This window comes from Halosimplex salinum, from assembly GCF_003730195.1.
GTDB lineage: Archaea > Halobacteriota > Halobacteria > Halobacteriales > Haloarculaceae > Halosimplex > Halosimplex salinum.
Genome location: NZ_QWGG01000003.1, coordinates 299195 through 312958, shown reverse-complemented (window position 1 = coordinate 312958; position 13764 = coordinate 299195). Strand labels below are relative to the sequence as shown.

Genomic DNA, 13764 nt, shown 5'->3' with positions numbered 1-13764 from the left:
CCCCTGACCCGCCGTTCAGCCGCCGGCGATTTCCGCCAGCGTCTCCCGGATCGCCGCCACGTACTCCTCGCGGTCGTACCCCAGTCGCCCGATCCAGACCTCCTGGTACGAGGGGTGAACCAGCGGCACGAGCGTCGTCCCGAGCGAGTCACAGGCGACCGGCTCCAGCACGGCGTCGAGGAACCCGTCCAGGTCCCGGCCCTCGACCGCCAGCACGGACTTCGTGGCGTGTTTCCCGGTGGCGAGGACGGCGACGGGGTCGACCTGCCGGATCTCCTCGACGAGGTAGGGTCGGCAGTTCGCCCGCTCCTCGGCGGTCGGCTCGCGGTTGTCGCTCGGGTCGTCGGGGTCCGGTGGAAAACACTTCACCGCGTTCGTGTAGTAGGCGTCGCCGGCGAATCCGGCGTCGGCGACGATCTCCCTGATCTTCCGCCCGGAGCGCCGCGAGGTGTAGGCCATCCCGGTCAGGTTGCCGCCCCGCCAGCGGTCGGCGTCGGGATCACCCGCGGCCGGCGCCTCGCCGACGACCACGAGCGCGGCGTCGGTGGGCCCGTTCCCCCACGAGATGCACTGGCGGTGCTCCGTGAGCGCGGGACAGCGCCGACAGTCGTCGGCGAGCGCGTTCCGGTCGTCGGGATCGGGAAACGACGGCATGGTCGGTCGGTCGGTCACTCGGTCCCGGTGACGCCGCGCCAGGCGCGGGCGGGCCAGGAGACGACCGTCTCGAGGCCGGGGTAGCCGTCCGTGCGCCAGACGACCAGCGCCAGCGCGACGAGCAGGAGTTCGAAGTAGAACTCGGGCGAGAACTCGAGCAGGGCGAAGTGGGCGAGGAAGCTCTGTTCGACCTCGTACTCGATCGGCGGTACCGCCGGCCAGAGCAGGAAGCCGAGGTGGCGGAACTCCAGCGCCACCAGCGAGTAGAGCGCGTCGCCGAACAGGTGGGTGAGCGCGCCGACACCGAACGCGACTGCCAGCGGTTCCTCGTCCTCGTCGCGAACGAGCGCGACCGTGTACACGAGCGCGACGACGGGGACGACGACCAGGAGCGAGTGGGACAGCGACCGGCCGCTCGGCAGGACCGAGAGCGTCCACGCGAGCGGTTTGTCGACGAGGTCGGGCGCCTGCGAGCCGAGAGCGACGACGAGCGCCGTCGCCGCGATCGGGCGGTGACCGCGGCGGAGCCGAGAGTACAGCGAGTAGGCGAGGTAGGCCAGCGCGAGGTGTCCCCAGGGCCACATCACCCGACGGGACGGCCGTGCGGTCCTTACGTCTGTCGCCTCGCTGGCACGCGGTCCGGCGGTCGCCGTCGACTCGCTCCTGAAAGGCATATGCCCGTCGCGGCCGTCCGGCCGGGTATGGGCTACGCGTGTCCCGTCTGCGACGACCCTCAGGCCGACGCCGAGCACCTCGCCAACCACCTCGCGTTCACGGCGATGCTCCGCGGGGAGGGCCACGAGGCGTGGCTGGACGACCACGTCGACGGCTGGGCCGACCTCGCTCCCGAGGAACTCGCCGAGCGGGTCGCCGACCGCGCCGACGAGGAGGAGTTCCCGCAGGTCTTCGAGGACACGACCGGCGGCGCCGAGGCGGGTCACGAGCACGACCACGGGAGCCACGGCGGCCACGCACACGACCACGGACGGAGCGGGCGCTCTCCGGGAAGCACGCCGGACGCGATCGACAGCGCCGCCCCCGGCGGTGTGGCGGACCTCGACGACTTCGAGGGCGAGACCGACGACGTGCTCGCCGAGGCGCGCGAACTGACTCGAAAGCGCCGGGAGAACACGGGCGACGAGGTCGACGCGACCGACGGCGAAGCGGAGTCGAACGCGGACGCCGACGCTGGCGCCGATGCCGACGACGAAACCGAGAGTTCCTAAGTCCCGGCGTCCGGATCGTCGGACATGGACACCGAGGGGACGATAGAGCCGGCCACCGCCGCCGAGGCCCGGGAGCGCTACGAGGCGCTCGGGCCGACGGCGCAGGTGGTCGTCAAGGAGGTCGCCAAGGCGATGGAGATGGACAAGGCCGAGTACCGCGAGCGGGTCACGAGCGAGGTGGTCGAGACCGCTCGCGACGCGCTGTTCGCCTCGATGCTCGCGGTCCGCGTCGGGACGCGCGACGAGTTCGACGACTGGGTCGCCGAGCGCGACGGCTACGACGTCCACGAGGCCGGGAGCGAACACGTCGACAACGTCGTCTGGCACGTCGCGCCCGCCGCCGAGACCGTCGTCGCCGCGACCTTCCAGGACGAGCGCGAGGCCGCCGTCGGGACGCTCCGCCGGCAGGCGTTCGGGCGCGTCTACGAGGGACTCGTCGCCGGCGAGCCGGACGACGCGGACGAGCGGAGCGACGAGGCGGACGATTCAGACGGCCAGGCGGGCGGCGAGTGAGGAAGTGGCTGGCCCGGCCGCCCCGGCGCGTATCCGTGTCGTTTTCACGGCGACGACCGTAGCGCGGCTATGCGTCGGGTCACTCGCAATGCCGTCCTGCTGATTCTGGTCGTGCTGGTCGCGCTTCTCGCGCTGGGGGCCCTCCCGTCGTTGCTCGCGAGCGGTGACCCCTACTACGTGACTGCCGACCCCGTCGATTCCGGAGACGGCGGACCGAACGCGACGGCCGGCGGCAACGCTACCGTCGCCAGTAACGGGACCGTCGCCAACGCGAGCGCCGCGATCAACGGCACTGCGCTCTCGGAGCGCCAGTACCCCTACACCACGAAAGCCCTCCGCGACGGCGCCTCGGACCCCTATCAGAAGGGGCCCTGGGGGCTGAAGGAGGCGTTCACCCACTCGCCGTTCGACGAGCGCGACGCGCTGGCTGCGCGCAACGCGACGGCGGTCTCGGACGACGGCGTGCTGGTCTCGTACAACGGCACGCTTTACCGGGTCGCGGTCGGACAGCGCGTATGAGCGACCCCGACGATACCAGCGACGCCAGCGACGCCAGCGACGCCGGCGAGTCGGACGACAGCGCGCGAGCGACCGACGGCAACGGATCGATCCGCGAACCCGACCACGACTGGCCGGTCGTCGACCGCGAGACGGAGTACGAGACGGGCTGGTACGACGGCGGCTACGACCGCGTCGAGCAACCGGACGGCTCCGAGAAGGACTACTACTGGGCGGAACTGCCGGACGCCGTCGTTATCGTCGCACGGACCGGCGACGAACTCCTCCTCGTCGACCAGTACCGCCCGGTGATCCGCGAGCAGTGTCTCGAACTCCCCGCCGGCATCGTCGAGGACGGCGAGTCCTTCACGACCGCCGGCGCCCGCGAACTACGCGAGGAGACCGGCTTCGACCCCGCCGGCGTCTCCCTGCTGGAGGAGTTCTGGTGCTCGACGGGCGTCCTGCGCCACCGACGGGGTATCGTCTTCGCAGAGGGGCTGGAACCGGTCGAGCGGAAACTCGACGGCAACGAGTTCCTCTCGGTGACGACCGTCCCCGTCGACGACGCGCTCGACGTGGCGCGACGCCAGCCGGCCAACGACGCCACCATCGAGGGCGTCCTCCTCGCCCGCGAGGAGGGCCTGCTGTGACCGGGGACGCGGGAGGTGACAGCGCCGAACCGGCGTCGGCGAGCGCGGCCGAACTGGCCGACCCGCCGGCGGACGCCGGCACGGACTGGACGCACCTCGACACGGAAGTCGCCTGGGAGAACCCCTACTTCTCCGCGGGGTACGACGAGTACAGACAGCCGGACGGCGAACGGAGCCGGTACTACTGGATCGACCCCGGCGATTTCGTGGCGGTCGTCGCCGAGACCGACGCGGGCGAGGTGGTCCTGCTCGAACAGTACGACGCCCGGCTGGGCCGGTCGCTGTTGACCTGTCCCGGCGGCGCCGTCGAGGACGGGGAGTCGTTCGTCGACGCCGGCCTGCGAGAACTGCGCGAGGAGACGGGCTTTCGTGCGGGCGAGGCGGAACTCCTCGAGGCCTACCAGCCGACCGCCTGGACCCGGATGACACAGGCCGTCGTCTACGCGACCGACCTCGAAGCGGGGGCGGCCGACCGCGAGGGCGGCGAGGACATCGACGCGTTCACCGTCCCGGCCGAGGAGGCCGTCGCTGCGCTTCGCTCCCGGGACCTCCCGTTCGGCGGCGGCCTCGTCGCCGTGCTCGTCGCGAGCGACGAGGGGCTGCTGTAGTTCCGGGCGGTCGGCCCGGTCGACCGCGCTCCTCGAACGCCGCTGGACTCCGACGAACCTATGCCGTCCGACCACCGATCGCGACCAAGAATGGACGGCGAGATCTCAGTCGAGGAACTGCAGGCGCTACTGGACGACTCGGGAGCGAACGGGGACGAGGATGGGGATCTGCGGATCGTCGACATCAGGAACCCCGGCGCGTTCGAGCGGGGGCACATCCCCGGGAGCGAGAACATCCCGGCGAATCGACTCACCGACCGGGTCGAGGAACTCGACGGCGCCGAGCGCGTCGTGACGGTCTGCCCGCTCGGCAAGTCCAGCGTGCAGGCGGCTCGTCTCGTCGGGTCCTACGAGGGTGTCGACGGCCCCGTCGAGAGCCTGCACGGCGGGCTGGAGGCGTGGGACGGACCGCTGGAGGCTGCGGACGCGTCGGGCGACTCGGGCGACGAGTCCGCGGCGCCGTTCTGACTGCGTCGTCGCTCTGGTTCCATCGCGGTCTCGCTCTACACCGCCGCTAGCCGTCGGTCCATCTCCGCCTCGACCCAGTCGGCGATCTCGTCGGTCGGCTCGTCCGCCTCGGGCGCCCACGTGTCGAAAAAGCCGGAGGTGTCCAGGAAGGAGACGACCGCGTAGATCGGCGCCCGTTCGTCGAATCCGTCGGGGAGTCCGCCCGCTCGGTCCCGATATCCGTCGTGGAACGCGGTGACCGTCCTCTCGTCGGGCTCTCGGCCGACGGGGTCGAGGAGCTGCCGCTGTGTCCGGCGGATCTCCCGGACCGGATCGCCGGCGTAGGCGTCTTCCCAGTCGAGCAGAGCGACGCCGTCCGCCCGGCGGAAGCAGTTCCCCCGGGTCACGTCCCCGTGGACGAGCACGCTCGGGACGCCTGTCAGGCGATCGTGGTTCGCCTCGACCGCCTCGTGTGCCGCCTCGAAGTGGTGGTCGAAGCGGTCGGAGGGAGCCAGTTCGCGAATGTACTCGACGCTCCCCAGGAGCTGGTCGGGCCAGGCCTCCGCTCGGACGTCGAGCCCGTCGGCGCCACCGCCGGTTATCCGACCGGGGCGGTCGAACCCGACTCCGTGGAGAGCCGCCAGCGTCTCACCGGCCAGCCGGGCGGTCTCGGTCCGCTCGTCCGTCGTCCACTCCTCCCAGTGGTCCCCGACGGCCCGCCCGGAGAGGGGTGCGGTAGCGAGGTACGGCGTCGACCCGTCCACGTCGCTCCCCAGTACGTCCGGGACCGGCACTTCGCAGTGAGCCGCGACGTACTCGATAGCCGCGCGCTCGCGAGCGATCCGCGAGGGGTCGCCGTCGGTCGCGACTTTCAGGTAGACGACCCCGCCGTCGGCGAACTCGACCAGAACCGTTCGGTTGTTCTCGTTCCACGAGGGGCCTGCGGGTCCCGTTCGTTCGACCGTCCGCTCCGGGAACTCGGCGTCGAGCGCGAGAGCGACTGCGTCGTCCATGGCCCAATGGGAGACTGCCCCGGCATAGGTATTTCGGCTACTGCGGTCTGTCGACGGCCGTTCGCCTGTCGTCGCTGGTTTCGACGGAGCGACCGCTCCGCTCGCGGAGTGTCGATGGTGGCTCGGGAAAACTCCTCGTCACAAGGGGCTCAGTGGGGGTAACTGCTCGTCATCGCCACCGTGAGTGGGTAGTCTGTCGCCAGTGAAAAGGATATTCAACCGCGTCCGACGGACGGCGATAGCGGTCGGTCCGGGCCGCGCGTCGGCGTCGGCCGCCAAAAGTCGGGCACCCGGAAGAATAAACCCCACCCGCTCGCACAGAACGCACGACATGGAAGACTGGATCGACCCCGAAATCGTGGGTCGGAACCGGCTCGTACCGCACACGGACGTCCTCCCCTACGCGAACGCCGAGACCGCACGGGACGGCGCCCGTGCGGCCTCGCCGTGGATCGCGCTCCTGAACGGCGAGTGGCAGTTCGACCTGGCACCGACGCCGTCCGACGCTCCCGAGGGGGTCGCCGACCCCACGTTCGACGCCGACGACTGGGACGACGTCGAGGTCCCGCTGAACTGGCAGGCCGCGGGCTACGGGCGTCCCCACTACACGAACGTCGACTACCCGTTTCCGGTCGACCCGCCGCGGGTCCCCACCGACAACCCGACCGGGTCGTATCGCCGGACGTTCCACGTCGACGAGGAGTGGGACGGCCGCCGCGTTCGCCTCCACTTCGAGGGCGTCGACTCGGCGTTTCACCTCTGGGTGAACGGCGAGCGCGTCGGCTACAGCGAGGGCGCGCGCCTCCCCGCGGAGTTCGACGTGACCGAGCACGTCGAGCCCGGCGAGAACACGGTCGCGGTCCGCGTCTACAAGTGGTCCAACGGGAGCTACATCGAAGACCAGGACATGTGGTGGCTGAGCGGCATCTTCCGAGAGGTCTACGCTTACGCTCTCCCGGAGGCGCACGTCGCCGACGTCGACGTGCACACAGACTTGGACAGCGAGTACGAGGACGCGACCCTGCGTGCGGACGTCGAACTCGCGAACGCCGGATCGAGCGAAGCCACGCGAACGGTCGCGGCGACGCTCCGCGACGAGGACGGGGCGGCCGTCGCCGAACTCGGCGGGACCGCGGAGGTCCGCGCGGGCGACGCGGCGACGGTCACGCTGGAGACGACCGTCGACGACCCCGACAAGTGGACGGCGGAGACGCCGACCTGCTACACGCTCGAACTCGCACTGAGCGACGGCGACGGCCGGGACGCGAGCGCTGGCGACCCGGCCGAGGTCGTCACGGAGACGGTCGGCTTCCGCGAGGTCGAGATAGCGGACGGGCAGTTCCTCGTCAACGGCGAGGCGGTGACGATCCGCGGCGTCAATCGCCACGACTTCCACCCCGACCGCGGCCGCCACGTGCCGACGGACGCCATGCGCGAGGACGTCGAACTGATGAAGCGGCACAATATCAACGCCGTTCGGATGGCCCACTACCCGAACGACTCCCGGTTCTACGACCTCTGCGACGAGTACGGGCTGTACGTCCTCGACGAGACCGACATCGAGTGCCACGGGATGGAGAACGCGCCGGAGACGCCCCACGTCAGCGACGCGCCCGAGTGGCGCGACGCCTACGTCGACCGCATGGTTCGGCTGGTCGAGCGGGACAAGAACCACCCGAGCGTCGTCGTCTGGTCGCTCGGCAACGAGTCGGACTTCGGCGAGAACCACGTCGCGATGGCCGAAGCGACACGCGAGCGCGACCCGACGCGGCCGATCCACTACGAGCCCGACACCGAGCAGGAGGTCTCGGACATCGTCGGGCCGATGTACCCGCCGTGGGACCAGCTGGAAGCGTGGGCCGCCGAAGACGACTACGACCACCCCGTCATCATGTGCGAGTACGCCCACGCGATGGGCAACGGGCCCGGCAGCCTCGGCGAGTACTGGGACATGATCGACGAGCACGACCGCCTGCAGGGCGGGTTCGTCTGGGACTGGCTCGACCAGGGGCTGCGCCAGCGGACCGACGACGGCGAGGAGTGGTTCGCCTACGGCGGCGACTTCGGCGACGAGCCCAACGACGCGAACTTCAACATCAACGGGCTCGTGTTCCCCGACCGCGAGCCCTCGCCCGGCCTGGTCGAGTACAAGAAGGTCATCGAGCCGGTGACGCTCGCCGCCGGAGACCTCGACCGCGGCGAGGTCGTCGTCGAGAACCGCTACGACTTCCGCTCGCTGGACCACCTGGCCGCCTCCTGGCGCGTCGAGGCCGACGGCAAAATCGTCGAGAGCGGTGCCCTCGGCCTCCCCGACGTTGCTCCGGGAGAGCGCGAATCCGTCGCGGTCCCCATCAAGGACACCGAGCGCGGCGACGCCGAGCACCTGCTGACGATCGAGGTCTCACTTGCGGGCGCGACTGCGTGGGCGGGCGCGGGCCACACGGTCGCGACCGGGCAGTTCGAACTCCCCGACAGCGGCGAGCCGGCGACGCCGCGTGTCGACACCGGGCCGCTCACCTCCGAACGGACCGACGACGGCATCGTCGTCTCCGGCCCCGAGTTCGAACTGGTGTTCGACGACACCGACGGGGTCGTGGACTCGCTGACCTACCACGGGACCGAACTCGTCGCCGACGGGCCGCGGGTCGACCTCTGGCGGGCGCCGACCGACAACGACCGCGGACTGCCTCTCGACGGCCAGCTCCTCTCGCGACTGACCGAGCTGTCCGAGCGGGAAGCGACGCTGGAACCGGGGCAGTTCTGGACCATCGGGTTCGCGCAGATCTGGCGTGAGCACGGACTCGACAGCCTCCAGTTCCGGACCGACGAGGTCACCCACGAGCAGGGTGACGACGCGGTCGAAATCACGGTCACGGGCCGACTCGCGCCGCCGGTGTACGACCACGGCTTCGCGACGGAGCAGACGTACACCGTCTCCGGCGACGGGTCGGTCGCGATCGAGACGCGACTGGAACCGGAGGGGGACATGTCCGTGCTGCCCTCGCTGCCGCGCGTCGGCCTCGACTTGCAGCTGCCCGGCGACTTCGAGACGGTCACGTGGTACGGGCGCGGCCCCGGCGAGTCCTACGCCGACAGCAAGCGGTCGTCGCTGGTCGGCCGCTACGAGCGCGACGTGACCGACCTGCACACGCCCTACGTCAGGCCGCAGGCGAACGGCAACCGGACGGACCTGCGCTGGGCGACCTTCACCGACGGGAGCGGCGTCGGGCTGCGCGTGACCGGCGACTCGCTGCTCGACGTGACCGCCCACCGCTACACGACGGCGGACCTGGAAGCGGCCGACCACGTCCACGAACTGCCCGAGCGCGACGAGATCTCCGTCTCGCTCGACCACACGCACTGTGGCCTCGGAACCGGGAGCTGCGGCCCGGAGACGCTCGAACGGTACCGCGTCGAGCCCGACACCGTGGAGTTCTCGGTCGAACTCCGTCCGTTCGTCGCGGACTGAACGCCCCCACGTCGGTCGCCGGCCACGGAGGGGCCCGATACAGTCCCGGTGTGTATACAACAGATCTCATTGAATTCACAGCGGGCCCGCCGACAAGCACCCGACTTATGTGGGCTCGGGCGCGTATTCGAGGCAATGACCGTACGCCACGACGGGATCACCGTCGAGTGGCTGGGCTACGCCACGCTGCGCTTCGCCGGCGAGGAGACCGTCGTCTACACCGACCCGGGTCGGTACGGCGTCCTCACCGGCGAGTGGGAGCCCGACACCGACGGCGTCGGCCACCCGCCCGCCCGGGACTACCGCCCGGAGGACGCCGACGTGGTGTGTCTCACCCACGTCCACCACTACGACCCCGACGGCGTCGATCGGGTCGCCGGCCCCGACACGACCATCGTCGCATACGAGGCCATCGAGGAACACGTCGAGGACCGAGAGTTGCCGCCGCTGTCGTCGCTGCCCTACGACGTGGAGACGGTCGGCGACAGGGACAGCCTGACCGTCGGCGACGTACCGCTCTGGACGGTCCCGGCGTACAACGAACCCGACGGCCCACACACCCGCCCGGACGGCACTCCGTTCCACCCCGAGGGGTTCGGCTGCGGGTTCATCGCCGCCGTGGAGGGGAAGCGAGTGCTCTACCCCGGCGACACGGACGCGCTGGGCCCGCACCAGAACGTCGACGTGTCGGTGTTCTGCCCGCCGATCGGCCCGCGGTTCACGATGGACCGCCACGAGGCGGCCGCGCTCGCCGCCGCGATGGAGCCGGAACTCGTCGTCCCGGTCCACTACAACACCTTCTCGACCCTCGAGACGGATTCGCGGGCGTTCGCCGCCGACGTGGCCGGCGCCGGCGTTCCGGTCGCCCTCGACGAGACCTGAGCGCGTACCGTTCCGCCTCAGGGCCTCGACACCCGCTTCTCAGCGCCCGTAGAAGGCGTCCGACCCGTGGTCGTCCTGCCAGGCGAACGCGTAGAGCCGTCTGGCGGGGACGGGGTTGAGCGCTCGCCCGTCTGCGCTCTCGCCGGTGACGCCGTCCCAGTTCGTGCCGTCGGCACGGAACTGGTCTGATCCGTCGGTTCCGGTTCTCTCGCCCGCCCTGCCGTCGCTATCGTCGACCCGCTCGAAGTCGTATCCGGGGCCCTCGAAGGCGTGGAGTTCGTCGCCGGCGGCGAAGACGACGACGTCGAGACCGCCGACGGAGTCGGTCACGACACCGCCGGCGTCGCGGACCCGGGGAAGGGAGTATCCGACCGCTTCACCCTCGCGGGTGATCCCGAGGACGACCGTCTTCGGCCCGAAGTCCGCGCGGTTCCACTCTCGGCGCTCGCCCTCGCCCCGCATCGCGTAGAGGCCGAAGTCGGTGGCACGCTCGTACTCCTCGTAGGGCGCCATCTCGTAGTGTTTCCGCGCCGACGGGTCACCGGGGCCCCCTGTGCCCTTCACGGGTCGGAGGACGCGCCCCTCGGGATGGTCCACCGCGAACCGCTCGTAGGTGGTCACGGTCGCGGACAGGACGTCGAGCGTCCGTCCGTCGAGTGCGCCGGCGATGGCCTCGCCCGAGGGCTGGCGCCACTCGCTGTCGGTCTCGCGGTCGTACATCACCAGTCCGTCGTCGGCGAGTTTGCCAGATGTACCGAACGTCAGCACGCGACCGTCCGCCCGCCGGTCGAAGACGACGGCGCTCCCGCAGATGGGGCACCACGTGACCGCGACCGGTCGCCCGTCGATCTCGTCGTTGACGATCTCGTGATAGCTGAGGATCCGGACGGGATAGGCGCGGACGGTTCCGCTCGCACCCTCGACGACGATCACGACGTCGTCGCCGTCGCCGAAGTACTCGCCGTCGAACGTCGGATCGTCGATGCTCGGGATCGCGTCGCGGGGGAGCACGTCGCGGACCTGCATCCCGGTCACTCCGACGAGTCGGCTTCGTCGGTGGCGTCCCCGCCCTCGGCGGGGACGAAAGTGAACTCGGTGTCCGCACCGACGTGGTCACCGCCCTCGACGGCGTCGACGGTGAGCGTCACGTCCTTCGTGGTGCCACAGCCGCAGCTGACGAAGTGGTCCCAGGCGTCGCCGGCCGCGACCGGTCCGTCCTCCGCTCGCCGGAGGTAGGCGCTGTAGCGCGACGTCGCGAGTTCCTCGGTGACGCGGTCGGTCGCGGGCGCGTACCGCAGGACGACCCGTTCCGCGACACCGTCGGTGGTGGTGCTGGCTGTCACTACCCGGATCGAGGGCGTTCGCAGTGAAAACGGTTGTGCGGAGTGGTGCGGTGTGGGTCAGCGCGGGCGAGTCGCTACCGCCGCCACTCGCCCAGTTCGCGATGTTCCTCGGCGACTGCTCCGATACCATCGGTGTCGAGCACGCCGCGCTCGGTCACGACGGCGTCGACCGACTCGGCGGGCGTCACGTCGAACGTCGGGTTCGCGACGCGCAGGTCGGCGTCGCCGTCGTACACCTCCGCCGGGTCGCGCTCCTCGCGGTCGACCGCATCGTCCGCTCCCGCAGGTGCGATCTTCTCGCTCGCGGCGACGACGTAGCAGTCGACCCCCTCGTTCGCGGCGGCGAGCGCGGCGCCCCGCGTCCCGACCTTGTTCACGACCTGCCCGTCCGGGAGGACGGTGTCGGCGCCGACGACCAGCGCTTCGACGCCCGTCGCCGCCAGTCGGTCGGCCAGCGCCGCGTCGGTCGTCAGCGTCAGCGTCGCGTCCGTGGTCTCCGCGAACCGCTCCGCAGTCCCGACTCCTTCTCGGCCCGGCCGCGACTCGGCCACCAGAATCACCACCGGGTCAGCCCGCTCGACCGCCGCCGCGACCGTTCCCGACCGGGAGAGTGTCGCGACGCTGTCGGGGAATCGGTCCGCAGCGAGCGCCGCCGCGTCCGCGTCTGCAGCGGTTGCGCGATTGATGCCTTCGTGGGCAGTACGTTCGAGCGCCGCTGGGTCGGCCGATTCGCTGGCTGCGTGGACCGCTCTATCGACCCGATTCGTGACGACGGCCATCGACGGGCGGGCCTCGAGGAGTTCGCGGGCCACGGCTTCGAGGGCGGTCCACGTCGACGTGGCCTTGCCGTCGCTGTCGCTGTTGCCGTCGCCGTCGCCGTTGCCGTCGCCGTCGCCGCCTTCGACTGCCAGCGCGGCCTCGTCCCGGAGGACTTCCAGCGCGCGCAGTGAGATGTAGGCCGAGCCGTGGTCGCGGTCGGCGGCGACGGCCTCCGGCGTCGGCCGCACACGCTCGTAGGAGGTCCACAGCTCCGGGACGGTCTCGCGGCGGAGGATAGCGGTCGGCGGCGCCCACTCGTACTCGGTCGTCTCCTCGTTCGGTTCGATCGCTCGCGACTGGCAGTCGAAGAGTGAGGCGTGGACGACCCACCGCTTGCCGAGGTCGCGGTCGACCACCTCGAACGGGTCGCCCCATCGGACGAGCGTCGTCTCCGTCTCGGGGTCCAGACCGGTCTCCTCGCGGATCTCTTCGCGGGCCGCGGCCTGGGGGTCGCCGTCGGCGTGGCCGGCGACGGCGCCCCACCGACCGCTGTAGGACCCGACCGCGTCGCTCCGGCGGAGGAGGAGCACGTCGCCCCCGTTCCGCAGGAACACCGTCACGACGTGGGTCTCCGTGAGATCGGTGTCGGTCTCAGTCTCGGCCTCCGCGCCGTTCCTGTCTCCGGGCATCGCTCGGTCGTGTCCACGTTGGTCGCCGGCCGGCATGAGCGTCGGGGTGGCTCGCGGTGTGGCGTCCCCCGCGGCGATTCCGCGTTGCAAACCGACTTCACCGTCCGCTTCGAAGACGCTCGTATGAGGCTCGCTCTCGTCAGCGACACGCACATCCCGTCTCGCGCGCGGCGGATCCCCGACGCGTTCCGCGAGCGGATCCGCTCGGCCGACCACACGATCCACGCCGGCGACTTCGACTCCGAAGGGACGCTCGCCAACGTGCAGGACCTCGCCCGCGAACTGACCGCGGTCGCGGGCAACACCGACCCGCGCGTCGGCCTGCCCGAACGAGTGAGCGTCGAGTTCGGCGGCGTGACGTTCGTCGTGCTCCACGGCACCGGTTCGAAGCGCAGCTGGATCGACCGGGTTGCGCGGGCGGTTCGCGAAGAGGCCGACGAACCGCGGGTGGGCGTGGCCGGTCACACCCATCAGGTCACCGACCGCGAGCACGACGGTGTTCGCGTGTTGAACCCCGGGAGCGCGACCGGCGCGGCGCCCGCTGACCGACCGACGATGATGACCGCCGACGTGTCGGACGGTGAACTGGACGTTACGGTTCACGAAGTCTGAGTGTCTGTTTGGACTGTTTCGACCGTCTTCGACGACGAGCGGTGAACGCCCTCGACCCGCTCGCTAGCAGTGATCTTCGGCGCAGACGACAGCAAGCGACGAAAGCCCTCGCCCCGCTCGTCAGGAGTTGTTCTTACCGCGTTCGAGAGCAAGCGACGAAAGCCCTCGACCCGCTCGCGGTCGCTGAGCAGGATATCCTCCCTTCGGTCGGATAGTGCCCGCTCAGGCGACTGAACTGAACGCGACCGTGTCTCGCCCTTTCAGTCCGCCAGGGACCGCACAGCACCGTGCCACACGCCTCCCCAACCGACTGCGGTGCTCACTCCGTTGCGCTCCTCGTCCCTCGCACGACGCCGTCTCGGGATGAAACCCTCGACGGCGCGCGCCACAGCGACCCGCGG

General features: G+C 70.6%; 15 protein-coding genes. 9 read left to right on the top strand and 6 right to left on the bottom strand.

The features are described from left to right. Window positions 1-15: 15 nt before the first annotated feature. Together D1409_RS09890 and D1409_RS09885 are read right to left on the bottom strand one after the other, a co-directional pair. The gene (locus tag D1409_RS09890) at window positions 16-654 is read right to left on the bottom strand and encodes a uracil-DNA glycosylase (protein ID WP_123536585.1); all 639 of its coding nucleotides are present in this window, start codon (window positions 652-654) and stop codon (window positions 16-18) included. A gap of 14 nt (window positions 655-668) precedes the next feature. Beyond that, a complete protein-coding gene (locus D1409_RS09885) occupies window positions 669-1238 on the bottom strand; it encodes a metal-dependent hydrolase (RefSeq protein WP_123536583.1) in 570 nt (189 codons plus the stop codon). Window positions 1239-1355: 117 nt separating this feature from the next. Here D1409_RS09885 and D1409_RS09880 point away from each other — a divergent pair, with 117 nt between their 5' ends. The 6 genes from D1409_RS09880 (at window position 1356) to D1409_RS09855 (ending at window position 4617) form a co-directional block, all read left to right on the top strand. Continuing rightward, entirely contained in the window at window positions 1356-1880 is a 525-nt protein-coding gene (locus tag D1409_RS09880) for a DUF5810 domain-containing protein (protein ID WP_123536581.1), read from the top strand. A 24-nt stretch (window positions 1881-1904) separates the two neighbouring features. Then, complete coding sequence (locus tag D1409_RS09875) at window positions 1905-2393, top strand: DUF5809 family protein (RefSeq protein WP_123536579.1); 489 nt, start codon at window positions 1905-1907, stop codon at window positions 2391-2393. Between the two features lie 69 nt (window positions 2394-2462). Next, window positions 2463-2912: a hypothetical protein gene (locus D1409_RS09870; RefSeq protein WP_123536577.1), complete on the top strand. Its 450-nt coding sequence runs from the start codon at window positions 2463-2465 to the stop codon at window positions 2910-2912. After that, complete coding sequence (locus D1409_RS09865; RefSeq protein WP_123536575.1) at window positions 2909-3541, top strand: NUDIX hydrolase; 633 nt, start codon at window positions 2909-2911, stop codon at window positions 3539-3541. The genes D1409_RS09870 and D1409_RS09865 overlap by 4 nt, the downstream gene beginning before the upstream one ends. After that, window positions 3538-4149, top strand: coding sequence for an NUDIX hydrolase (locus D1409_RS09860; RefSeq protein ID WP_123536573.1), 612 nt, complete (start codon window positions 3538-3540; stop codon window positions 4147-4149). Before D1409_RS09865 ends, D1409_RS09860 begins: the two co-directional genes overlap by 4 nt. Before the next feature lie 90 nt (window positions 4150-4239). After that, window positions 4240-4617 carry a rhodanese-like domain-containing protein gene (locus tag D1409_RS09855; protein ID WP_123536571.1) on the top strand — a complete coding sequence of 126 codons (378 nt, stop codon included), beginning with the start codon at window positions 4240-4242 and terminating at the stop codon, window positions 4615-4617. A 35-nt stretch (window positions 4618-4652) separates the two neighbouring features. On the opposite strand, the gene D1409_RS09850 is transcribed toward D1409_RS09855, so the two are convergent. After that, window positions 4653-5609 (bottom strand): phosphotransferase family protein, encoded by a 957-nt coding sequence (locus D1409_RS09850; protein WP_123536570.1) that lies wholly within the window; start codon window positions 5607-5609, stop codon window positions 4653-4655. 331 nt (window positions 5610-5940) lie between these two features. Here D1409_RS09850 and D1409_RS09845 point away from each other — a divergent pair, with 331 nt between their 5' ends. Both D1409_RS09845 and D1409_RS09840 read left to right on the top strand, forming a co-directional pair. Then, window positions 5941-9078, top strand: a complete 3138-nt coding sequence (locus tag D1409_RS09845; RefSeq protein WP_123536568.1) for a glycoside hydrolase family 2 TIM barrel-domain containing protein — start codon at window positions 5941-5943, stop codon at window positions 9076-9078. A 135-nt stretch (window positions 9079-9213) separates the two neighbouring features. Next, window positions 9214-9960, top strand: a complete 747-nt coding sequence (locus tag D1409_RS09840) for an MBL fold metallo-hydrolase (RefSeq protein ID WP_123536566.1) — start codon at window positions 9214-9216, stop codon at window positions 9958-9960. A 39-nt stretch (window positions 9961-9999) separates the two neighbouring features. On the opposite strand, the gene D1409_RS09835 is transcribed toward D1409_RS09840, so the two are convergent. The 3 genes from D1409_RS09835 to D1409_RS09825 form a co-directional block, all read right to left on the bottom strand. After that, window positions 10000-10986, bottom strand: a complete 987-nt coding sequence (locus tag D1409_RS09835; protein WP_123536564.1) for a DUF3179 domain-containing protein — start codon at window positions 10984-10986, stop codon at window positions 10000-10002. 5 nt (window positions 10987-10991) lie between these two features. Beyond that, window positions 10992-11303, bottom strand: a complete 312-nt coding sequence (locus D1409_RS09830; RefSeq protein ID WP_123536562.1) for a hypothetical protein — start codon at window positions 11301-11303, stop codon at window positions 10992-10994. Between the two features lie 74 nt (window positions 11304-11377). Continuing rightward, window positions 11378-12751, bottom strand: a complete 1374-nt coding sequence (locus tag D1409_RS09825; protein ID WP_123537085.1) for an NUDIX domain-containing protein — start codon at window positions 12749-12751, stop codon at window positions 11378-11380. Window positions 12752-12874: 123 nt separating this feature from the next. On the opposite strand from D1409_RS09825, the gene D1409_RS09820 reads away from it, so the two are divergent. Then, window positions 12875-13363 carry a metallophosphoesterase family protein gene (locus D1409_RS09820; protein WP_123536560.1) on the top strand — a complete coding sequence of 163 codons (489 nt, stop codon included), beginning with the start codon at window positions 12875-12877 and terminating at the stop codon, window positions 13361-13363. Window positions 13364-13764 lie beyond the last annotated feature (401 nt).

Excerpts from the sequence above, each read along its gene's own strand:
- D1409_RS09890 (WP_123536585.1), bottom strand. The coding sequence starts at position 654 with ATGCCGTCGTTTCCCGATCCCGACGACCGGAACGCGCTCGCCGACGAC.
- D1409_RS09885 (WP_123536583.1), bottom strand. The coding sequence starts at position 1,238 with ATGTGGCCCTGGGGACACCTCGCGCTGGCCTACCTCGCCTACTCGCTG.
- D1409_RS09880 (WP_123536581.1), top strand. The coding sequence starts at position 1,356 with ATGGGCTACGCGTGTCCCGTCTGCGACGACCCTCAGGCCGACGCCGAG.
- D1409_RS09875 (WP_123536579.1), top strand. The coding sequence starts at position 1,905 with ATGGACACCGAGGGGACGATAGAGCCGGCCACCGCCGCCGAGGCCCGG.
- D1409_RS09870 (WP_123536577.1), top strand. The coding sequence starts at position 2,463 with ATGCGTCGGGTCACTCGCAATGCCGTCCTGCTGATTCTGGTCGTGCTG.
- D1409_RS09865 (WP_123536575.1), top strand. The coding sequence starts at position 2,909 with ATGAGCGACCCCGACGATACCAGCGACGCCAGCGACGCCAGCGACGCC.
- D1409_RS09855 (WP_123536571.1), top strand. The coding sequence starts at position 4,240 with ATGGACGGCGAGATCTCAGTCGAGGAACTGCAGGCGCTACTGGACGAC.
- D1409_RS09850 (WP_123536570.1), bottom strand. The coding sequence starts at position 5,609 with ATGGACGACGCAGTCGCTCTCGCGCTCGACGCCGAGTTCCCGGAGCGG.
- D1409_RS09845 (WP_123536568.1), top strand. The coding sequence starts at position 5,941 with ATGGAAGACTGGATCGACCCCGAAATCGTGGGTCGGAACCGGCTCGTA.
- D1409_RS09840 (WP_123536566.1), top strand. The coding sequence starts at position 9,214 with ATGACCGTACGCCACGACGGGATCACCGTCGAGTGGCTGGGCTACGCC.
- D1409_RS09835 (WP_123536564.1), bottom strand. The coding sequence starts at position 10,986 with ATGCAGGTCCGCGACGTGCTCCCCCGCGACGCGATCCCGAGCATCGAC.
- D1409_RS09825 (WP_123537085.1), bottom strand. The coding sequence starts at position 12,751 with ATGCCCGGAGACAGGAACGGCGCGGAGGCCGAGACTGAGACCGACACC.
- D1409_RS09820 (WP_123536560.1), top strand. The coding sequence starts at position 12,875 with ATGAGGCTCGCTCTCGTCAGCGACACGCACATCCCGTCTCGCGCGCGG.